Here is a 21,710-nt window from a genome sequence, read left to right on the forward strand (position 1 = left end):
GTCGCATCGAACAAACTCACGAGCCCCTTACAGATTTTGTCAGAGCACTCCCCGATCTCTCGAAGAATCGCCCCGGTGAATTCATCAATGCAACACGACGACCAAAAACAATTTGATTCGAGTTCAACTTCTTCCGAACCTTTACATGGAGCGGACGAAGGTTGGGGACAGTGCAATTCTGGGGAAATCCTGGGAATGCTGAATACCGTTCGGGCAAAGCGACGCAGAAAACAACTGGCAGAAGCCGCCGCGGTCGGTGGGTCACTCATTTTGCTTTTCGCAGTCACATTGTGGGCAATTCCATCTGGTCTTCCACCTCATCAAGGTCGGCCTGGCCAACGCCGAAGTATTGCTTGTCAGGAAGTCTTTGACCGTGCTGAAGATTTCGTGGCGGGAAACCTGAGCGCACTGATCGCCGGACGACTTGAAGAGCATCTCGCTCGCTGTCCTCGTTGCAAGCACCACGTGGAGCACCTCCGTGCAAACGTTGAATCCAATCAGGTCGTTCCGCCGGTTCTACTCAACACATCTGCCGAACCATGCCATCTCTCGCAACAAACAGCCTCAGATCTGCCATCCACAATGACGCTGGTAAGTCGCTAAAAAGTGCTCTGCTAGAGCATCTTTCGTGTTTCTTGTGTCCGCGAATTGAACGACTTGTCAGGTAATTGGCTGTGCGCCACGAGACAGGACGCGAACACCAATTCGAAAGCTGACTTAGTCTGGATTGCTCGTTAAGGTAGAAACGGTCGTCTCTGGAGTAAGTCATTTTACTCACGACACTCTCGCCGCTCTCAACGGACCGTTTCGTCATCAGAGCCTCCAATGATCATCATTGGTCGCTTAGGCTCTCATCAGATCTGAATCAAAAAGTGGTGAGCATTCCACATGCGAATCTCAGGGCTGGCAGCACAAAATGCTCCAGCGACGGTGGTCAAGGAACGACTCCAGTCTAAAGTAAACCAGTCCGGAAACTTATGAGATTTTCACTTTCCCTAGAGATTGAGAGAGCAAATTCAGGTTTCAGGATCAGTTCGAAAATCTCCAGCGTGGCCTAAACCTACGATAGATCCTTGAGGAGTCAATGAAATGAGAAAGCAAATGTTCTACCTCTGGGGAATCGTTGGACTGTCCGTTTTTGTCGGATTAACTTGGACCGTCACTGCATTCGCTGGATATGAATCGGCTGAGTACGAGGTCGTTGAGAAGGATGGCAATATCGAGATTCGTAAGTATCCCGACCTGACGCTGGTTTCAACAAATTCGGAGACCGATTCGGAAGGTAAAGATGGCAGCTTCATGCGATTGTTCAGTTATATCAGTGGAGCGAACGAATCGGCTCAAAAAATCGCGATGACAACGCCTGTTTTTATGGAAAGAGGCAGCGCTGATACGAAAGCCACCATGGGCTTTGTGGTTCCTCAAGATGTGGCGACAGCGGGAGTCCCCAAGCCTCAAGGAGAGGGCGTATCAATTAATAAGAGAAAAGGTGGGAGATTTGCCGTCATTCGCTTCTCTGGAAGAATGAACGCCGAACTCGTGAAGAGTCAGGAATTTAAATTACGGAACTGGATGCAGTCGCGAGAATTAGAAGGGGAAAAAACTTCTGAATCTGCAGGATATGATCCTCCATTCACTCCCGGTCCGCTTCGACGAAACGAGGTTCTTATTCGGCTGAAAGAGATGACTCCCCCGGAATCAACTTCTTCCAGCTCAGTCACAGACTGATTCTGTTTCTCAGAATAATAGCTGACGATCTTTACGCTCTATTCACTCTCTGTTTGTTGTCGGGCTCCGGCGTTTCGTACTGGTGATTGATCGCTGAGACTGAAATCGCCATGCTCGGGATTTTGAAACATGGGAGGCAATCCGTAGCTGCCATGTTCTTCGGTTGTGGGTAATCTGAGACGAGAACTACGTTCAGGGTTGTCGAGACAGTACCAGTGGTTGTTTGCAAACTTGAACGTCTCTGGAGCAGTTCCTCCGCCAACATTGACGATCGTGCGAACTTCGTCTGAGCGAAACGTGACGATATTATTCGAAAAGATTCCGTTGCGACAGCGAATGAATTCTGGTCCCTGCGATTCTTGAAGAATACGCATGACCCAGCGTGTTGGTCGGTATATCGAATTGTACCGCACAGTCGCCCCATCCACTCCGACAAATGAAATCGGGGACATCGACCCGATAATCGTACAATCCTCAACTGTAATGCTCTTCGCTTCGTAGTTCGCATTCTTAGGCCGAAAGAAGTCTCGACCGGTACTCCCACCAATATTGACTGCTCGGCTTCCGGCATTTTCAAAACGGCAATGGTGCAGGACGATCTCTGCAGAGCCCCCTTTCATTTGTACTCCGCTCGCGGCGATGTCGCTGCGATACCTGAATAAGCAGTTCTTGATTTCCCCATAGTGACAGCCGACCATGTCGATGGCTGACCCGCCGTCACCCCAACGTTCAACCTGACAATCCTTGATCACGAAATCATCAACGCCTGACATTTTAATTCCGTCGCGATTTCCTTTTGGCCCAACGTCCTTCACGTGAATTTTATCCAAAACAACGAACCGGGCGGACGGACTCTCACCTCCACCGTCGTCGATGTTGAGTCCGTTGCCAGTTGCACCCTGAAAGACGAGATTGCGCAGTTCGATGTACTCCGGACTGCGAAGATGAATGCCCGAAGTCCCGCCGGTGATCACAGGAGGCTGGCGAGGATCACGACCTTCCACAACGATTGGCTTCCCTTTCGTTCCGCGAAGTTTTTCGAAACTCAACCCTCCACGATACTCACCAGGGGCAACGAGTATCTTCGAACCGGGTTGCGCTCGATTGATGGCGCCGATCAACTCCGTCCGATTCGTGACTTCAATCTCCGACGTCTCCTGCTGAGCCGGGAAGGACGTCGAACAACATGCGAAGAGAATCGCGATCGTCTTCACATGAAAAATAGAATGCCTGCAAACTCGATTCACAGTAGCCTCCAAGTTAGTGGTCTCCAATGAAAGGTTGATCCAGAGACAATTATTTTGCAAACCCGATACACCTGAAGTTGAACTCAGCCGCTTGGCAAATATTAGAACTGATCCTGAAACTTAAAATTGCGCTCTCAAACGTTAAGAAAAGCAGCTATTCCAGGGGTTTTGGACTGGTTCTAACACAAAAGACCTGTCTGAGGAATCCGCAATCATCGCATCTCATGGACGCTGGTGATAGGATGAGCCTCTGTGCCGAGTCGTTAGAAACAGTCGATCCAGACGAGGGAAGTCACGCTTGACTCACGCTGCTCACATTTCCGCCCAGATGCTCAGGGAAGGACGGCGTACGCTTGCAGAGATTATTTGTTCTCGTCTTGGCTTCTCGGATTCGAATCAGGGAATACAAGCCAGTTCCTCACTCTCAATCGATAGCGTCGAACAAGGCGAGACTCAGATTCAAATTCTGGCTGCATGTCTCGAATTCTCAAGTCCAGCACTTCTGGATGATTATTTGCGGTGGATATCGAAGTTGCCCAACGCGGTCTCTCCGATCCAATACGACATTTCAAGTTTTCTGGAAGAGTTGATTCGCATTGTAGAAATACAGTTTCCTCGGGACGTGACCAAAGTCGTGAAAGACTTCATTCACAAAGCTGTCGATTCTCTTCGAAATGAACCACCTGAAACAATGGCTATCTCATCTGTCAGCCATTCTCATAAAAGCCTTCAACGTGACTACCTCGCATTTCTGCTGGCCACGCGCCGAGGCAAGGCTTTAGAGATCGTCATGCAGGCAGTTGGCTTGGGAGTCGACATAGAGTCAATTTACCTCCATGTGATTCAGCCGGCTCAGCAGGAACTTGGACGACTGTGGGAAACAGGCAAAATCAGCGTCGCTCAAGAGCACTATTGTACAGCAGCGACTCAGTTCGTGATGTCCCAGCTTCAGCCTTATTTTATTTCAAATCATTCCTCAAGCAGGACTCTCGTTGCAACCTGTGTTGGTGACGAACTCCATGAAGTTGGCTTGCGAATTGTCGCAGATTTATTTGAAGTCAACGGATGGAATTCGGTTTACCTCGGAGCAAACGTTCCTGCGGAGAGTATTGTCCAAAGTCTTGTTGCCAACAGAGCACAAGTGCTTGCTCTCTCAACCACGATGACGCAACATCTTTTTGAACTGGCAGATGTTATCAGTGTGGTGCGTGACAATCCCGGGTGTAAGAATATCAAGATCGTGGTTGGCGGCTATCCGTTTAACGTCGATCCATTTCTATGGAAACGTGTCGGAGCGGATGCTCATGCGATTGATGCCAAGACAGCTATCCAAATCGCCAATCAATTTGCTGGCTCCGATGCTAGCTCCGAGAATCAAGCACTTGAAAGCAGACATCAGCGATCAGTTCCGCAGAATTTCGAAGAGAGTTCCCCCTCAGGTTTCGGTGAAACGAGTGATGACCTGACCCGATTGAATAACAGCCTGATTACTCTTCAGCGAAAACTGACCAAGGCAAACGTTGAGTTAGCTGCGTTGAACAAAGCGAATCAGGAGAAAGCTGAATCGCTAGAGCAGGCAGGTCGTCGTAAGGACGAATTCCTTGCTATGCTCGCTCACGAATTAAGAGGCCCATTGGCTCCGATGGAACTTGCGGTGGCGCTCCTTCAAATGGACGACCTGCAACCGTCCGTCGTTGCAGAGGCCCGTGAGACGATGAAACGACAGCTGCACCAAATGAGCCATTTGATCAGCGATCTACTCGACGCTTCGAGAATCGCTCACGGCAAAATCGAACTGAAAAAAGAAACGCTCGATGTGACTGCAGTCATACATCGAGCCGTCGAAACTGTGCATCCTCTGATACTGGACAAAGCACAAGACTTGACGCTCGACATCCCAGTTGAACCGACAAAACTCTTAGGCGACGAGATTCGATTAGCACAAATCTTTGCGAACTTGCTGACGAATGCCTCGAAGTACACAGATCGAGAAGGCTCGATTTGGCTTACCGTCAGGCGAGTGAGAGATCAAGTAGTCATCGAAATTCGGGACAACGGTGTTGGTATTGAAGCAGGTTCACTTCCCAACTTATTTATAGCGTTCACTCAAGAACAACGCTCAAGTCATCACTCAATGGGCGGACTGGGGCTAGGATTGAGTTTGGTAAAACAACTCGTGGAGCTTCATCAGGGGACCGTGAAGGCTGAGAGTGAAGGTGCGGGACGAGGAAGCCTGTTCACGGTGACACTCCCCTCGCTTGAAGATCAGGAAAACGTTCAGAGCATTGAAATGAATGCAACGCAGGAAGCTGAAATGGCCCAACTATCTCGTCGAGTGCTCATTGTCGAAGACAGTGCAGGGATCGCCAGAATGACGGCGATTCTCTTTAAGAAACTTGGACACCTTCCGGAGATCGCTCTTGATGGCGGAACAGCGATCAAAAAATATAAAGAGCTGCAACCTGAGATCGTCTTACTCGATCTGATGCTTCCAGATATGAGCGGACTTGAAGTGACTCAAGAGATTCGGCGACTCGATCCGCACGATGCCACGCTGATTGTGGTTTTGACGGGTCATGGCGACGATGAGCATCGTCAATTGGCAAAAGAGAGCGGATGCGATGAGTACCTTGTTAAGCCTGTTGATGTGCGAGACTTAAAGGAGTTAGCGACTCACCCCAAACTCATGACACCCAACGGTTCGCAATAATGCTCTCGCTATTGTGATCATTATCCTGGGGTACTTCATCGTGACCGTACTTGCCGAAAAAGTATCGATGACGTTTACGGTGAGATTGATGCTGCGATCGCCGATCTCAGCGGATTGTGATTCACTCCTGCTCATTCATGGCGAGGTCAACAATTTCTGCGACGACTTGCTTTAAAGGCTCCACTCCTTCTTCAGCGATCGTTTGCGACAATTCAGCAAATTCCTCTGGGTCTTCTCTCACGACTTCCAGGGCTTGCAATCCCATTGTCACGACGCCCAGATAGGTCTTCATGTCATGCTGGAGTTGCCGGAGTTGCTCATGGCGTCCAGTCTTGGTTGAAGGTGAAAGGTCCTTTTCTGAACTCATCGATGTTGTCCTGTTGCGAAAGGCTATTGGTTCGTTTCGGTCATAGAGTTATCAAGGAGCTCTTGAATTGTCGCTGGCTCCGCAGGCTTGACCAAGTGGTGATCGAACCCTGCCTCCTTCGTTTTCAGCTTATCTTCCTCTTGTCCCCACCCTGTCAGAGCGATCAATGTCATCCCATTGCTCCACGGTTGAAGACGAATGTGCCGGGCGGCTTCGTAGCCGTTCATTTTAGGCATTCCGATGTCCATGAAAATCACATCTGGCAGAAACTCTTCAGCGACTTCAATCCCCTCTTCTCCATCGTGGGCTTTGCGAACCTCGTTCCCGAGCATCTTGACGACCATGCTTAACATGGTTGCTGCTGCTTTATTATCGTCCACGACCAGCACTTTTCGCTTTATTTTTGGATTCATTGGCCCCTTGTTCTGAGCAGCGGTTGGTTCTTCATCGCTTCGTCCCAAGAGTATCGGGAGACGCAGGCTGAACTGGCTTCCATTGCCCGGCCCATCGCTACGAACTTCGATCTTCCCGTCGTGCATTTCCACCAGCGACTTGACGAGCGAAAGTCCGATACCGAGTCCTGTATATCCTTTCTCTTGTGGACGGTCGACCTGAGTAAACATTTCGAAAATTCGATCGAGCATCTGGGAAGGGATGCCGAGGCCGTTGTCCTCAACTGAAATCACAACGTCATCATTCTGACGTTCTGCAGACAAGCGAATGCGTCCACCTTCGGGGGTGTACTTGGTGCTGTTGTTGAGCAGATTCGATAAGACTTGCGTCAATCGATTGGGGTCGGCATTTAAGTAGATCGGCTCTTTGGGGATGTCCACGATCAGATTGTGATGTGACTCGGAAACGAAGGGGCGAGATGCTTCCACCGCACTTTGCACAACATCAGCCAGTTTTACTCGGCACTTGCGGAGTTCGAGCTTGCCTTTGGTGATGCGGGAGACATCGAGGAGGTCATCGACCAACATGATTAACTGTTGTGTCTGCCGCTCCATTGTGCAGCGAATTTCCTCGATTGTGTCGGGGTCGTCCTTCGACAACTTCATCACTTCCAGACCAGTCCTGATCGGAGCCAGCGGATTGCGAAGTTCATGCGCCAGAGTCGCCAGAAAATCATCTTTGCGACGGTCAGCTTCGGATAATCTGGCAGCCAACTCTCGCAGTTGGTTTTCCTGATTCTTTCGTTCGCTGATGTCCTCAACGGTCCCCAACATACTGGTTTCATTCGAGACCGCAGTTTGGTAGTGGCTTCCGTGCCCTTCAATCCAGTGGGTTGTCTGATCTGGCCAAATGACCCGGCACTCAAAACTCCAATCTGATTGATCCACCATTGCTTGATGAAAATTTCTATTCACCTCTTCCCTGTCATCAGGATGAACATGACTTAAGAAAATTTCGTAGCTCCACTCAGGAAGAAGCTCGTCATAACCAAAACACTTGTCATGCGTCAGAGAACGATGAGCAGTGCCGGTCGCGAGATTTAGAGCCCATTCACCGATTTGTGCCGTTTTGAGAACAAACTGTAACCGGGCAGCAAGCTCCTGAAGTTCCTCTCTCAATTCCCTTTGTTCGGTGATATCCATGACTGTGCCATCGAAGCTGACGAGGCGGCGTCCCGCTTCCGTTCGTTCAAAGTTCGCACGCCCCTTCCCGAAGACCCAGCGGATTGCTCCGTTCGGGTGAATTACCCTGTATTCCTCAGTGTAAGGGGAAGGATTGTCAGGCCGAATTGCTGCTTCCACTGCATCGCGAATTCTCTCTCGATCAGCGGGATGGATGGCGGCAAATGCCGCTTCGTATGTAAGGGGAGCGTTGCTGCCGTGAAAGATGATACGAAATCGGTCGTCAGATTCGAGATGATTCGCAGAAGGATCGATATTCCATGCCCCAAGTTCTGCGGACTCCATCGCAACTTGCAGTTGTTCTTTACTGATTTTCAGGGATTTCTCGACTCGCTTGCGATCGGTGATATCTACGACAACACCCGGGAGACGAATGGCTTGTCCCGAATCATCTCGTTCTACCCGACCACGAGCGACAACCCACCGGATGCGTTGATCGCGCCCAACGATTCGGTACTCAGCTTCGTAGCTCTCTTTCGATTCCAACGCCTGAGCGATCGACTTTGAGACCCAACCTTTGTCATCGGGATGGATTGCCTTGAGGTAAGATTCGAGATCTCCTCGGGCTTGCTCATCAGAAGTGATTCCAAACATGCGGGCCAAATTCGGATCGGATCGGACAAAATTCTTAATGGGGTCGAACTCCCATGTTCCGATCTCTCCGGCGGTCAATGTCGATTCCAGGCGGGAACGTGCCTCCCGCAATTCATCCTCAGTTCGCTTGATCGCACTGATGTTCGTGTTTGTGCCAAACCAGCGAACGATGCTGCCATCTGAATCTCGAAACGGCACAACCCGCGTGAGGAAAGGTTGAAACTTTCCGTCCGCTCCACGGATGGGAAGTGTCATGTCGAACGAGTTGCCGGTTGCCAACGCCCTTCGCCATTGCTTAATAACTTTGGGCAAGACATCAGGATCTAGCACTTCTTGCCATCCCCAGCCTGCCATTTGCTCGAATGTCGTGCCGGTGTATTCGTACCAACGGTCGTTGTACCAATCGATGTGACCATCTGGTTTTGCCATCCACGCCAACTGAGAGATGGCATTCCCCAGTTGAACGAATCGTGTTTCGCTGTCGCGTAGTCGCTCCTCAGCTTCCATTCGCTCTGTAATATCTCTAGCGATCTTGGAGGCTCCGATGATTTGGCCTTGAGCATTCCTGATTGGTGATATCGTCAACGAAACGTCAACACTTTGGCCATCACTCCTGAGACGCACCGTGTCGAAATGTTCAACATGCTGCCCGGCCCGCAATTGTGCAATGATCTGATCTTCTTCCGCGATTCGTTCCGCCGGGATCAACATGGAAATATGGCGACCGATTGCCTGCTCTGCTGTATAGCCAAAAATACGCTCGGCGGCGGCGTTCCAACTCTGAATAATTCCATCAAGAGTCTTGCTGATAATGGCATCGTTTGATGAGGTGATAATGGCTGCCAAGAAACGGGAATGTTCTTCTCGTTGAGCATTCTCCTGCTCCAGCCTTCTTCGCTGCGTCACATCGCGAAACACCAGCACACAACCAATAACGTCTCCTTTTTTAGAGCAGATTGGAGTCGCACTTTCGTCGACGACCCGCTCTGTGCCATCCTTCCCGATCAGAATTGTATTGCTGTTGGGACCGGCAATGGAACCTTCTCGAAACGCCTGTGCCGCAGAGTTTTCTACGGGCTGACGCGTGTGTTCGTTCACGATGTGAAACACAACATTCAGCGGTTGACCGGTCGCTTCAACGTTCGTCCACCCTGTGAGCGACTCCGCAACGGTATTCAGATTGACGCAGCGACTATTCATGTCGGTCGTGATGACCGCATCCCCGATACTTGTCAGTGTCGTTCGCAGTCGCTCTCCCTGCTCTCGCAGTTGCTCTACAGCCTTCAACCGCTCGACGAAAATCGTCGTTTGATTCGCCCCAACTTCGAGTAACAGCCGGTCAGACTCGGTCGGAAACTCTTTTTTCCGAGAGCCAGTTATGAGAACGCCCAGATCCTCAGCGATGCCGAATTGGGTGACCGCCATGTGGAGTGTCCCATCTCCAAATGGATCGGAAATCGTGGAAATTGGAGCCTCTTCCTCAGGACTTAAAATCGGCAGTAGCGAAGCCTGAACCGTATCAACGATTGCAGGGTTAGAGCCATTCCTCGTTCTGACAACTTCAATCACTCCCTCACTTTTCAAACCACGCAACTGGATGTAAAGCAAGTCCAACGACAACGAATTAAACAGAACGTCGGCGAAGTTCCGGGCAATCCCCTCGGGGCCTAGTCCGGTCCAATTTGCAGGCAGCGTCGAGAGAGCAACCAAGTCCTGCATCGTCCGTTGTAAGCGGCGATTCTCCTCTCCGGGATGATTTTCTCTAACGTGCATTCCTGACCCAGCGATTTGTCTCAGATCCGAGTGAGTTTCCAGACGCTAGAAGCTGAGATTCTAGCACGCGCCGAGTGCGACCGCAGCAGTAAAGAGTCTCTAAATTTGGGATCTGTTGCCAGATATTCTCTTCTTTGTTCCCCTTGCCGGTGTCCACAACCGTCAGCAAGCTGATGTTTCCTTCTATCTCACAGCTTATATTATCCTACAAGCTGGAATCTCTCATCGTCATACACAGAAAGCCTCGATTTCCCTGCAGCAGAGGCTTGGCTGAAATGCTAGAGTGCTCTCATCAAGAACGACTTAATTTTCCCGATTCACCACCTTGCCGATCACGAGCCTTTTAAGCTGATGTTGAACGCGTGTGAGAAACTGATAAAAAGCGGAGCAATCATGACAATTCGCCGTACACTTCTTCTAATGGGTTTCTTCATCGCCATTCCCTTCAGTCAATCAGATGCAGCTGACAAATCGCGACCTCTAATCGTCGCTCACCGTGGCCTGTTGCACCACGCGCCAGAGAACACGCTGGCAAATTTCCGAGCGTGCCTCGAACTGCGACTCGGATTTGAGTTCGATGTGGAGCGAACCAAAGATGGTCACTTGGTCTGCATTCATGACAGTACAGTGGACAGGACCACGAACGGAACAGGAAAAGTCTCGGACTTAACGCTGACACAAATCCGTGAACTCGACGCCGGGAGTTGGTTTGACCCGATGTTTGCTGATGAGAAAGTACCAACTCTCGAGGAAGTCCTAAGACTGGTCGCTGAGTACTCGCATCATCGAGTCTTGATCGCCGTTGATCTCAAGACCGGAGGTATCGAACAGGAAGTCGTTCAACTCGCAGAGAAGCACAATGCCCTGGGGCGATTATTGTTCATTGGTCGGACAATCTCAGACTCAAACGTCAGAGAGCAACTCAAGCAAGCATCGAAACAAGCAGAGACAGCCGCCGTTGCCAACAATACGGGAGAGTTCACGACTGCCCTCGCTACCACAAATGCTGATTGGGTTTACTTTCGCTATCTGCCTCCCCCAGAGCAGATGAAAGCAGTGCGGAATGCCGGGAAACGATCCTTCATTGCCGGGGCAACGGTCGCCGGGCATCTCTCTGAGAACTGGCAGCACTGCGCCGAAGTGGGATTGGATGCGATCCTGACCGATTATCCGCTGGAATTGCGACATTCACTGAATTCAAGCACACGTTAGAACATATTGATGTTCGGCGTATCCAAGAACTGATCCTGAAACTTGAAATTGCTCTCTCAAACGTTGAGAGAAGCGGCTACTCCAGAGGTTTTCGGACTGGTTCTAGTAAAAATGCAGACGCCAATGTGAGAAAACGTGGCGTTCTGGCTTGGTGTGGTGGTCTTTTTGCGGATGCAGTGAAGGTTCCTTTGTCGGTTTTCAATTCTGCATTGCGATCCAGTGCCCATCCAGTGGCAGTCCGCTGGCTGACACCAAAATTCGCAAGTCCAGGGTTTCTGCAAGTCCAGTTTCAAATCATCAACAGCGACATGTGATCCGGGCTGATCGAACAGAAGCCCACCATGCGTGGAATCAAATGAGGCCATGGCGGATGATGGGGCGTTCGCACTGCTGTGAGAGGCAGATGAGTCCTCCGATGCCCCATCTGCAGCTTTGTCTTTCAAGACAAGTCGGCACGTCCAGATATCGCCCTTGCCAAAGGTTCCCTCGCGGGCGCTTGTGAAGAATGCCGTGCCGTCTTCCAAGATCACGAAATTATGGGACGTGAAGTTCGCTTGTAGTTTCTGTTTCTCAAATTTTCCGTCGGAGCCACGCCGCGCAATATAATGAGTTCCTGATCCTCCTTGAGCAAACAATAACGTCTTCCCATCAGCCAGAGGTTGGATTTCACCGACACTTCCAAAATCTGATCCCATCGGAGAGGGATTGCTCCAGGGGGCGTCCACAGAATTGCGATGGGCCACGAAGAGGTCGTAGGATTTCCACTGACCGCTCCAGGCCCGGAAGTAGAGCGTCAGACCGTCAGGAGAAAGATCTGCTCCTCCTTGTAGTTCCACTGGGTTGACTTCGTCCCCCAGATAAACAGGCTCCTGCCAGGGTGCATTGAGATTTGGTCGGCGGCAGGACCAGATTACCTCGTTTTTCCCATGACTCGGTCTGCTGAACAGCAACGACAACCCATCCCGGCTCAGTTGTGGATCTGTCGCCTGAATTTTATTGAGCTCGTCGACTGGACGTGGAGAGCTCCAAGGTGCGTCAAGGCTGCTTCGGCGGCACTCGTAGAGACGCGGTTCTGCACCGTCACCACGATCGGATTCGAACATCAGAATCAGCCCATCTGCTGTCAGGGTCGGATGGTTATCCCCAGCGACACTGTTGATTTGCGGCCCCAGGTTCACTGGTTCAGTCCACTCGTAATCAGGTGAAGTGAGCATCTCCACCAGACTGACTTTCCTCTCCTGTCCTCCTTCTATCGTCCTTTCAACACTCCGTACCCACTTCGCCCCGATGATCTTGCCATGGTACCCGTTACCGGAGGAGTCTTTGAGGACGTCGCCGATCCCTTCGTGGAACTTGTAAAGAACTAAGGTGTCGACATCGTTCATCATCTGTTGAGGTGGCTCGAAGCGTTTTGCGTACCGTGCAGACTTCGAGATTTTGAATTGACGAATCGCTCCGACAAAGTTGACTCCCAACCGAATATACTTACCGCTTTCTGAACTGATTTTATCTGGAAGCTTCACCGCTTTCATAGGCTCGCCGTTCACGAAAAGTTGAACCGTCCCATTCCGGAAGACACCCGCCAAATGGGTCCATTCTCCCTCCACTGCTGGCTGAGAGGCTTTAGAGTTCATGACACCAGCCTTCTCTCCGAAATTCACCATGAATCCCCAATGGCCACGTGCTCGAACGAGAGCTGCTGTGCTGAATTGGTTCACAACGAACACAAGGGGGGCATCTTGGTTTTGTACAGAGCCCGCTCGTACATAGGCCTCAAACGTGAATTCATCACGTTCACTCCAGGTGGTGTCCGGAATGTCTACGGAATTCTGGCCATCAAACTCAAGAGCGTATTGAACAGGTTCCCCTGAGGCTCGTTCTGGTGTGCTCCCACCTCCGCTCACTCCAACCCACTTCGCTCCAATGACCTTGCCGTCGTACCCGTTACCAGAGGCGTCTTTGATGACATCGCCGACCCCTTCGTCGAAGTGGTACAGAGCAAGAGTCCCTTGATCGGGAGCCAAGCGGGAATTGTTCGTTGGCGGGGTGAATTCACTCTGATATCGGGCGACATTCGAATACCTCAACTCGTCAATCACGCCGGGAAAGAAAACGGGGTTGTCACCTGCTTCATGTCCGATCAGCAGATCGGAACTGGGATTCCAGCCTATCTTGAATTGTCCGCGACTATAGCTATTCAGTTTCCCGTTGAGGTAAATACGAGTTTCTTTCCCGTCCCAGACACCGGCGAAATGGATCAGGTGACCATCCGACTGCCTTGCCTCCGTCTCTCCGATGTCCGTGGCGCTCGCATTCACTTGCCTGCCTAGCTGTTGCCACAGGTAGAGCTTGTTTTGTTTCTCCTTGATCGTATAGACATTAAAGTCTGTAGCAGTCAGGAAAGCGCATTTCTTGTCCGGTTCGTCGAAACGGAGCATCGCTTCGATTGTGAATGGTCCACCATTCACCGACGGAAAATTAGGGATCACTGCCTTCGACTTCACTCCGTCAAATTGCAGTCCATAATTGCTCACGCTGGCGACTTGAGTTTTTGTTCTTTCATTCGCCTGAGATTTTTTGGGAGGCAAAGATGATCGCCGTGGCTTCTCACCGTTCAGCAATCCATCCAGCTGACCGTTGAGGACAACGACTCTCACCGCAGTCTTGCCATCTTTGGCGACAGTGAACTCTTCGACGTGCGTTTTCAGGCCATCTTTCTGCAACTTCAGTTTGTGCTTCCCTGCGGAGAGTTTGTAGACATCCTCGCCATCATTGATATTGAGAACTTCCCCATCGACGCTCAACGTAATACTCGGATCATCGAGCGTAATCTGCACATCGTATTTGCCGACCCGGACTATCAAGAGAATCCCCAGTAAGAGGACCAACCCACCCAAACCACCAGCAATCAAGAGTTTCTTTGTCGGGCCATTCAAGCCAGACGCGGAAGTCGCCTTTTTCTTTCGGTTGGATGATGATTTTCCTGAAGTCCTGACTGGCTTGGGTAGCTTCTTTTTCTCGCGCAGCTGTTCTGTATAAGATTTCGGTTGAGCGACCGAGATCAGTGCCGGATTGGATTCTTCATGGGCGGACGGAATGGACGTCGGTTTTGGTCCAGTCTTCTTCGCCTGTTCTTTTTTCTGTCGCTTGCCCGGATTGCGGAGTACATCCTGCAGATCGGCAGCGACCTCACTCATCGATTGATAGCGTTTCTTCTGGTCGCCTGCGATCATCTTCAGGCAAATTGTTTCCAACCGTGGATCAATGTCTTTGCGAAGTTCTGATGGTTTTTTGGGGTTATTGAGAGCGATCTGCTGCAGCAGCGCCATCAAATTCCCTTTGAATGGCATCTCGCCCGTGATCAATTCGTACATGATAATGCCGAGGGCGTAGATATCGACCTGATGGTCGATTGCTGCCTGATCGCCTGCCACCTGCTCGGGAGCCATGTACGCCGGAGTTCCGAGTATCGCTCCACTTTGCGTGACTTGAACATCATCGCTGGAGCTGCGGCGGGCAAGGCCGAAGTCCATCACGACCGGCTCGCCGTACTGGTCAACCATGATATTTGCCGGCTTCAGATCGCGGTGAATGACCCCTATCTTGTGAGCCTCATCCAAGCCTAAAGCAAGCTTTCGAACCGTTGTGATGATTTGCTTTTCTGAATGCGATTTCTTCGACTTGGTGAAGTCCTTGAGTGGGCGCCCTTCGATGTATGCCATCGTGATGTAATGCTGCCCATCGATCTCACCGACATCGTACACTGGACAAATATTCGGACTTCGCAACGTCGCAGACGCTCGAGCTTCTCGGTAGAACCGCTCAAGGAGTTCTTTCTCAGCAACTCCATTACAGTCGCCAAACTTCGGAATTTTGAGAGCGACATCACGATCCAACTGTGTATCTTTGGCGAGATAAACCGCCCCCATGGCTCCTTGGCCCAGGACTTTTTGAATGGCGTAACGACCGAAGGTTTTGGGGATTTGGATGCTGGTCGCTGAGCCGGTATTGTTTTGATGTTTGTGAGCCACGGAAGTCTTGGAATCAGCGCTTCCGCGAACGACGGTGTGAGCAGTTGCATCCTCGGACGAGAGCTCTCCGACTTCACCCGAAGTGGCAATCGTCTCAGCGCCTCCCTCTGGAGTGCCCCCCTCTGCAACGTTCACTTCCACAACGTTCACATTTGCAAAGTGCCGCTCAAGTTCGGCAGCATGCTCCGGATGAGCGGCGATGAACTGCGCAGCGTTAAGTGCTTCGCCTGCCTCGATGCGGCTCTTGAACTCAGCAATCAACTGGTTCACGACCACACTTTGCTCGTCTCCGCCCATACCCATGCCCACAGCCTATTCAATTTCACACTCTTCCTGACTCTGTATACGCCAGCATGCAGAGTTCTCTCAATTCATTCAGTCCGAGAAACCTACCATTATCACAGGCGATATACGGTACAAATTGAGGCGGCCAAAATAGAGAAAAGTCTCTTCTGACGTCAATTCACATTAGAACCGTTGCAAAACCTCTGGAAATAGTCGCTTTCTCACCAGTTGAAAGAGCAAGCTCAAGTTTCGGGATTCGAACTACAGCCTCTTTCGAATTGGTTTGCAGGACCTGCCTCGTGGCGATCAGCATTTCCACTTGAGAAATGCGTTCTTCACGGGCACACGGTACAGCAAACGACTCTAATATGATGTAAAAATCCAATCAAACACAACCCGGAAGAAGAAAAAATCTGACCAGAGAGGATGGCAGGCAGAACAGACTCAATTTGCAAAGTCTGAGGTTCCTCGCTCTCCCTGGAATATCATCATTCAAACAGTGACCGCTCGTCTCGTTGCCCCCTTAAGCACGAAGTCCGATCACAAATCGAGTGTTCATGGGGCTTCGTGCAGGTATTGATGATGAGGCGAAGATGATGGTATGCTCCCCATTCAAGAGACCTCGCGATGTTCTTCACAAGAAGGCTGATGTTTTGCCAATCCATTTGACGACCCTCAATCGACGGCGATTCCTTCAAGCGGCTGGAGCGAGTATCCTGCTGTATGGGAACAACGCACCAGCTTCCGAGGCAGTCGACTCCGACCTGGTTTACCTGCTGAACGATACTCACATTGGTGAGAAGCACCCTGAGAATTCCGCGGTCCCGACTCATTTGCGACAGGTTGTTACCGAACTGGTGAATCGACCGACGAAGCCAGCATGCGTGCTGATCAATGGTGACCTTGCTCTCAAAGATGGCCAACCGGGAGACTATCGGCATTTTGCGAAACTGATCGCTCCGCTTCAGAAAGCCGGCGTCGAGACACATCTCACACTCGGCAACCATGATCATCGCAATGTCTTTTACGAGATACTTAAAGAGCAGCGGCCGGAGATGCCCCCTGTGAAGTCGCGACATATCGCTGTCGTCGAAACGCAGCACGCCAACTTCTTTTTGCTCGACTCGTTACAAAAGACGATGGTAACTCAGGGAACAATCGGGACTCAGCAATTGGAATGGCTCGCGTCAGCACTCGATGGATTGCAAGCGAAGCCAGCAATTATTGTGGCTCATCATAATCCGCGACTGGGTGGTGATCCGTTACACTTCCCCGGCGGACTGATTGACTCGCAGGAATTGTGGAATGTCATTGGGCCACGCAAATGGGTCAAGGCCTACATTCATGGCCACATCCATGATCGCAGCTATGCCGAACATCAAGGCATCCACATTCTGAATACTCCGGCCACGTCATATGTCGCCGATCCGAAGAAATCGACGACTGGTTGGACGACTGCAAAACTGACTCCCAACGGGGGCACGCTCACCACATACACCACCGATGCCCAACACCCATGGAATGGTGAATCGAAAACGCTGACTTGGCGGACGGCGTAACAGGAAATCATGAAAACATGAAACAGTTATTGAAATACACCTTGTTGGCAACAGTGATACTTTCGACCGTTTCCACAAGCCACTCCGCAGAGCCAACACGGCTGCGAATCCTCAGCTACAACATTCATCACGCTGAAGGCGTTGATCGCAAGTTGGATGTCGAGCGAATCGCACGTGTTATCCTCTCCGTCAAACCGGACGTGGTGGCGTTGCAGGAAGTCGACCAGAAAGTGAAGCGAACAGATAATATCGACCAGCCGGCTGAACTGGCTCGGCTGACAGAAATGAACATTGTCTTCGGTGCCAATATCGAACTGCAAGGGGGCCATTACGGCAACGCGGTGCTTTCACGATTTCCAATCACCCAACACAAGAATCATCTCCTGCCCAACATTGACGATAGCGAGCAACGCGGAGTTATCGAAGCAGAAATCAGACTGCCGAAGCCCAATCAGTCGCTGCTGCTATTCGCCACACATCTCGACTTTCGGGCTGATGAACGTGAACGCCTCGCTTCAGCGAAGTTCATCAATGAACTGATCGCAGACCATGCACAACATCCCGCATTGTTGGCAGGTGACCTCAACGCCACTCCAGACAGTGAAACGCTTAAACTGTTCGAGAGAAAATGGACTCGTACAAATGAAGTGCCCATGGCAACTGTGCCTGTCAATCAACCGAGGAGGCAGATCGACTTCATTCTGCACCGTCCTGCCAATCGTTGGAAAGTTGTTGAATTCAAAGTGCTGGACGAGGCCGTCGCTTCGGACCATCGCGCGATCTTCGCCGTTTTGGAACTTCAGCCTGACGGTGAATAAGTTTCACAGATTGCCAGGCAGCCTCCATCTGATTCTTTTCTACGCCTTGCCGGGCCATTCTTCCCACCAGTTCAAAAAGAGTCTGTACTGGACTTCCGCATACTTTTTCTGGCTGGCGGAGAGAGCATCTGTTTCGTTGAAGTGCTGTTCGTATTCAGTCTCCTCATTTAATACGAGTAGATACTTGTAGTACAGCACCAGGTCCGGACCTTCGTCGAATGTTGAGAGCACTCGCAGTGCCTCTTCCAGTTCCTGTGCATAAATTCGAGCCTGTGCATCACCGGCGGCTGCTTGCTCGCAGAGCTGAACATACCGGAGGACTTCACGGGGGAGGCAGTTTCCGATCCCGGTAATTGCTCCCACTGCTCCGCAGCGAACGAATCCGTGAAAAACTTGCGTGTCCACACCGGCCATCAATAGGACATTCTCATCCTGGTGCGTGATGTGCTCTGCTGCGTAGCTGAGCGAAGCTTCGCCGCCAAATTCCTTGAATCCGACCAGATTCGGAAATTCCGAACGCAAATCGAAAAACAGGTCAGCTTTGGTTTCGTATCCATAATACGGACTGTTGTAGATCACGGCTGGCAAATCAGGAGCAGCACTCAGGACTCGGGCGAAGTGGTGTCGCTGGGCAATTTGCGATGTCCCTCGCGAGAGCACTCGCGGAATGACCATCAGGCCGTGAGCCCCAACTTTTTGAGCATGTGCTGCGTGGGCAGCTGCGAGTGCCGGATTCTGTGCCCCGGTCCCCACAATCACAGGAACTCCCGCTTCAACTAATTTCTGGACTCCTTGTTGCCGTTGCTCATCTGTCAGCTGCGGCCAGTCTCCCATTGATCCACAATAGACAACCGCATTCATCCCGAGGTCAAACAATTCTTTTCCCTTTTTGACGAGGGATGCGAAGTTTGGGGTTCGGTCTGGATTGCAGGGAGTCATCAAAGCGGGAATACAGCCGCGAAAAATGCTTGAGTCCATAAGTGGATAGCTTTCGAATGATTCGAAGAGAAACAAGTTTCAAAACACTACTGCGACGTCCATACCGGATCTCCGAGAACATCGAGCTTCGTTTGAATTCCAAGTCCCGGTTCTAATGAAGCGGACATGCGACCGTTGACGCGCTGAGGAGCCCCGTCGGCAATTGAAGTGGTGACGTAGCTGTTGAAATCGGTTGACGTAAACTGATACTCAGGCGGAGTCCCTTGAGCCAGGTGAGCGATTGCCGCAGTGACAATATCCCCACCCCAACTGTCCTCCAGAGTCATCGCAATTCCGAGCGAAACACACAAGTCGCGTGCCTGCTTTGCTCGTGTCAGCCCGCCAAACTTGCTGATTTTAATGTTCACCACATCCATCGCTAAGTCGTTCGCGCCTTGAATGATGGCATCGATGGAATCAATCACTTCATCGAGAATGAATGGCAGTGTCGTGTTACGTCGAATGCTCAAGCAGTCTTTGTAACTCGCACAGGGTTGCTCGATATAAACGTCGACATCTTTGACTGCGTTCACAACTCGCATTGCTTCATGTTTCAGCCAGCCGGTATTGGCATCGGCAATCAACTTGTCTCCCGGTTCCAGAATGTCGCGGACTGCTCGAATCCGTTCGATGTCGTCGTTGGGATTCCCACCGACCTTCAGCTGAAAACGTCGATATCCTTCGCTGCGATAGCTTGCGACATTCTGAGCCATCTCATTAGCGGGTCTCTGTGAGATTGCTCGATACAAAGTGACATCTTCGGCAAAGCGACCACCAAGCAACTCGCACACCGGCATTCCCGCAGACTGCCCGAGAATGTCCCAGCAAGCGATATCGATTGCCGATTTCACATACGGGTGCCCCTTGAGGAGCCGATCCATTTTGTTGTTCAAAACGAGTAGTTGCCGCGGGTCGTCACCAATGAGCGCCGGTGCTAACTCGCTGATTCCGGTCCGCGCACCAGATGCGTAAGCTGGGAGATAGACAGGCCCCAGCGGGCAGACTTCGCCGTAGCCGGTGATACCGGCATCGGTTTCGATCTGAACGACTGTCGAATCGAAAACTTCGACGCTCTTCCCCTCGGACCAGCTGTAGTTCCCCTCGTGCAGTGGTAAATCCACCTGGTAAGTACTGATCCTTGTGATCTTCACAATTGCCCCTTTATCTCACCAGAATGTTCCCAGCGAACGGTCACATCATTTATCTTGAACAACCACCGCAGAGCTGTCGACTTAGAGACCGTAAACGGCTCCAAATTTTCCGCGAAGGTGTTTCAAGAGCGGTTCCGCAGTGAGCGGTTTGCCGGTCACGACTTCGACAAGTTGTGGAGCATCGTAACGTCGACCATGAATGTGAATGTTATTGTTCAACCATTCTTTGAGCGGCATGAATTCCCCTTTTGCAAACATGGCGTTCAAGTCGCCCAAGTCGTCTTGAGCTTTTTCGAAGAATTGAGAGGCATACATGTTCCCCAATGAATAGGTTGGGAAGTAACCGATCAATCCAGCACTCCAATGGACGTCCTGCAGACAGCCAATGGAATCATCTGAAGGTGTCATCCCGAAGAACTCGGTGAAGGTTTCATTCCAGACGGCCGGAACATCGGCTGCATTGAGGTCACCGCAAAGTAGTGCCTGTTCGAGTTGGAAACGCAACATGATATGCAGATTGTAAGTCACTTCGTCTGCTTCAACGCGAATCCAGCTGGGACGAACATCGTTGACCGCCGAATAGAAATCGTCGATGTGAACATCTCCGATCGCATCGGGAAACGCCTGCTGAGCTTTGCCATAGAAGTGGTCCCAGAATGCTCGGCTGCGACCGACGAGATTCTCCCACATTCTTGATTGAGATTCATGGATTCCGAGAGAGCAGGCTTCACCGGTCGCCAGCCCAAAATCGTTATCATTCAAACCTTGCTCATAGATTCCGTGCCCCGCTTCGTGTAATGTCCCGAAGAAAGCGCCGGGGAAATGATGCTCATCATAGCGCGTCGTCAGTCGGCAATCTCCGGGACCGAATCCTGAACAGAATGGGTGTGCAGCGACATCGAGTCGACCTGCTTGAAAGTCAAACCCGATAGCGGTGGCGGCTTCAATCGAAAACGCTTTTTGTGTCTCTACGGGATACTTACGTTCCAGAATCGAAATGTCTGGCTTCTTGTCCGACTCTTTGATTGCAGAGACGAGTTCCACAAGAGCTTCGCGAAGTGGAGCAAACACCGACTGAATTTGTGCCGCAGTTGCGCCCGGTTCATAGTCTTCGATCAGCGCGTCGTACTTGACGCCGGTTTCGCTACCAAGTGCGTCTGCTTCTTCTCGTTTTAGAGTGACAATCTTCTCGAGCCAGGGATGAAAGAGAGTGAAATCTTTTTTCTGGCGGGCTTCAACCCAGGCGTGCTGAGAGAGCGTTGTGGTCCGAGAGAGTTCTTCAACCAGTTTTTTGGGAAGCTTGACCGAGCGATCATATGCTCGTTTCGCATTGCGAACATTTGCGTAGGCCGCGGTTTGGTCTCCGCCGACACTGTTTGGATCTGCGAGTTGATCTAAAAGTTCACCGATGACGGGATCGGTCGCACGGTCATGAGACAGGCCAGCCAAGAGCGCCAGCTGATTCGCTCGATGTTCAGCTCCTTTGGGGGGAAGATTTGTCTGTTCATCCCACCCCAGAACGCTCGCACATGAGCGAAGAAGCCCGAGGCCCTTTAAGTGTTCGACAAGTTTCGTGTACGCTTTGGCTTGATCGCTCATCCCTGACAACTCCTGGGGTCGACT

At 51.1% G+C, this 21,710-nt stretch carries 13 protein-coding genes; 6 read left to right on the top strand and 7 right to left on the bottom strand.

The window, feature by feature from the left end:
- Positions 1-87 precede the first annotated feature (87 nt).
- Together Mal48_RS11615 and Mal48_RS11620 are read left to right on the top strand one after the other, a co-directional pair.
- Positions 88-603, top strand: a complete 516-nt coding sequence (locus Mal48_RS11615; protein WP_145199304.1) for an anti-sigma factor family protein — start codon at positions 88-90, stop codon at positions 601-603.
- Positions 604-1,089: 486 nt separating this feature from the next.
- Positions 1,090-1,728, top strand: coding sequence for an SOUL family heme-binding protein (locus tag Mal48_RS11620; RefSeq protein WP_145199307.1), 639 nt, complete (start codon positions 1,090-1,092; stop codon positions 1,726-1,728).
- A 38-nt stretch (positions 1,729-1,766) separates the two neighbouring features.
- Here the strand turns inward: Mal48_RS11620 and Mal48_RS11625 are convergent, their stop codons facing one another.
- The gene (locus Mal48_RS11625; protein WP_197441641.1) at positions 1,767-2,975 is read right to left on the bottom strand and encodes a right-handed parallel beta-helix repeat-containing protein; all 1,209 of its coding nucleotides are present in this window, start codon (positions 2,973-2,975) and stop codon (positions 1,767-1,769) included.
- Between the two features lie 298 nt (positions 2,976-3,273).
- On the opposite strand from Mal48_RS11625, the gene Mal48_RS11630 reads away from it, so the two are divergent.
- On the top strand, positions 3,274-5,685 hold the full coding sequence (locus Mal48_RS11630; protein ID WP_145199310.1) for an ATP-binding protein: 2,412 nt from the start codon (positions 3,274-3,276) through the stop codon (positions 5,683-5,685).
- Positions 5,686-5,806: 121 nt separating this feature from the next.
- On the opposite strand, the gene Mal48_RS11635 is transcribed toward Mal48_RS11630, so the two are convergent.
- Both Mal48_RS11635 and Mal48_RS11640 read right to left on the bottom strand, forming a co-directional pair.
- The gene (locus Mal48_RS11635) at positions 5,807-6,052 is read right to left on the bottom strand and encodes a hypothetical protein (RefSeq protein WP_145199313.1); all 246 of its coding nucleotides are present in this window, start codon (positions 6,050-6,052) and stop codon (positions 5,807-5,809) included.
- A 23-nt stretch (positions 6,053-6,075) separates the two neighbouring features.
- The gene (locus tag Mal48_RS11640; protein WP_145199316.1) at positions 6,076-10,053 is read right to left on the bottom strand and encodes a PAS domain S-box protein; all 3,978 of its coding nucleotides are present in this window, start codon (positions 10,051-10,053) and stop codon (positions 6,076-6,078) included.
- 393 nt (positions 10,054-10,446) lie between these two features.
- Between Mal48_RS11640 and Mal48_RS11645 the strand changes: the two genes are divergently transcribed.
- The gene (locus Mal48_RS11645; protein WP_145199318.1) at positions 10,447-11,265 is read left to right on the top strand and encodes a glycerophosphodiester phosphodiesterase; all 819 of its coding nucleotides are present in this window, start codon (positions 10,447-10,449) and stop codon (positions 11,263-11,265) included.
- A 56-nt stretch (positions 11,266-11,321) separates the two neighbouring features.
- Here Mal48_RS11645 and Mal48_RS11650 read toward each other — a convergent pair whose 3' ends face one another.
- Positions 11,322-15,599, bottom strand: coding sequence for a protein kinase domain-containing protein (locus Mal48_RS11650; RefSeq protein ID WP_145199321.1), 4,278 nt, complete (start codon positions 15,597-15,599; stop codon positions 11,322-11,324).
- Positions 15,600-16,138: 539 nt separating this feature from the next.
- On the opposite strand from Mal48_RS11650, the gene Mal48_RS11655 reads away from it, so the two are divergent.
- The gene (locus Mal48_RS11655; protein WP_145199323.1) at positions 16,139-17,140 is read left to right on the top strand and encodes a metallophosphoesterase family protein; all 1,002 of its coding nucleotides are present in this window, start codon (positions 16,139-16,141) and stop codon (positions 17,138-17,140) included.
- A gap of 17 nt (positions 17,141-17,157) precedes the next feature.
- The gene (locus tag Mal48_RS11660) at positions 17,158-17,958 is read left to right on the top strand and encodes an endonuclease/exonuclease/phosphatase family protein (RefSeq protein WP_145199326.1); all 801 of its coding nucleotides are present in this window, start codon (positions 17,158-17,160) and stop codon (positions 17,956-17,958) included.
- A 39-nt stretch (positions 17,959-17,997) separates the two neighbouring features.
- On the opposite strand, the gene Mal48_RS11665 is transcribed toward Mal48_RS11660, so the two are convergent.
- From Mal48_RS11665 to Mal48_RS11675, 3 genes are all read right to left on the bottom strand, one after another.
- Positions 17,998-18,936 (bottom strand): dihydrodipicolinate synthase family protein, encoded by a 939-nt coding sequence (locus Mal48_RS11665; RefSeq protein ID WP_145199329.1) that lies wholly within the window; start codon positions 18,934-18,936, stop codon positions 17,998-18,000.
- Positions 18,937-18,983: 47 nt separating this feature from the next.
- Positions 18,984-20,087: a cis-3-hydroxy-L-proline dehydratase gene (locus Mal48_RS11670; protein ID WP_145199332.1), complete on the bottom strand. Its 1,104-nt coding sequence runs from the start codon at positions 20,085-20,087 to the stop codon at positions 18,984-18,986.
- A gap of 81 nt (positions 20,088-20,168) precedes the next feature.
- The gene (locus tag Mal48_RS11675; protein ID WP_145199335.1) at positions 20,169-21,686 is read right to left on the bottom strand and encodes a carboxypeptidase M32; all 1,518 of its coding nucleotides are present in this window, start codon (positions 21,684-21,686) and stop codon (positions 20,169-20,171) included.
- Positions 21,687-21,710 lie beyond the last annotated feature (24 nt).

It is taken from the genome of Thalassoglobus polymorphus (assembly GCF_007744255.1).
GTDB classification, from domain to species: Bacteria; Planctomycetota; Planctomycetia; order Planctomycetales; family Planctomycetaceae; genus Thalassoglobus; species Thalassoglobus polymorphus.

Coding starts and splice junctions, on each gene's coding strand:
- Mal48_RS11640 (WP_145199316.1), bottom strand. CDS start 10,053: ATGCACGTTAGAGAAAATCATCCCGGAGAGGAGAATCGCCGCTTACAA.
- Mal48_RS11635 (WP_145199313.1), bottom strand. CDS start 6,052: ATGAGTTCAGAAAAGGACCTTTCACCTTCAACCAAGACTGGACGCCAT.
- Mal48_RS11645 (WP_145199318.1), top strand. CDS start 10,447: ATGACAATTCGCCGTACACTTCTTCTAATGGGTTTCTTCATCGCCATT.
- Mal48_RS11660 (WP_145199326.1), top strand. CDS start 17,158: ATGAAACAGTTATTGAAATACACCTTGTTGGCAACAGTGATACTTTCG.
- Mal48_RS11650 (WP_145199321.1), bottom strand. CDS start 15,599: ATGGGTATGGGCGGAGACGAGCAAAGTGTGGTCGTGAACCAGTTGATT.
- Mal48_RS11675 (WP_145199335.1), bottom strand. CDS start 21,686: ATGAGCGATCAAGCCAAAGCGTACACGAAACTTGTCGAACACTTAAAG.
- Mal48_RS11615 (WP_145199304.1), top strand. CDS start 88: ATGCAACACGACGACCAAAAACAATTTGATTCGAGTTCAACTTCTTCC.
- Mal48_RS11665 (WP_145199329.1), bottom strand. CDS start 18,936: ATGGACTCAAGCATTTTTCGCGGCTGTATTCCCGCTTTGATGACTCCC.
- Mal48_RS11620 (WP_145199307.1), top strand. CDS start 1,090: ATGAGAAAGCAAATGTTCTACCTCTGGGGAATCGTTGGACTGTCCGTT.
- Mal48_RS11655 (WP_145199323.1), top strand. CDS start 16,139: ATGGGGCTTCGTGCAGGTATTGATGATGAGGCGAAGATGATGGTATGC.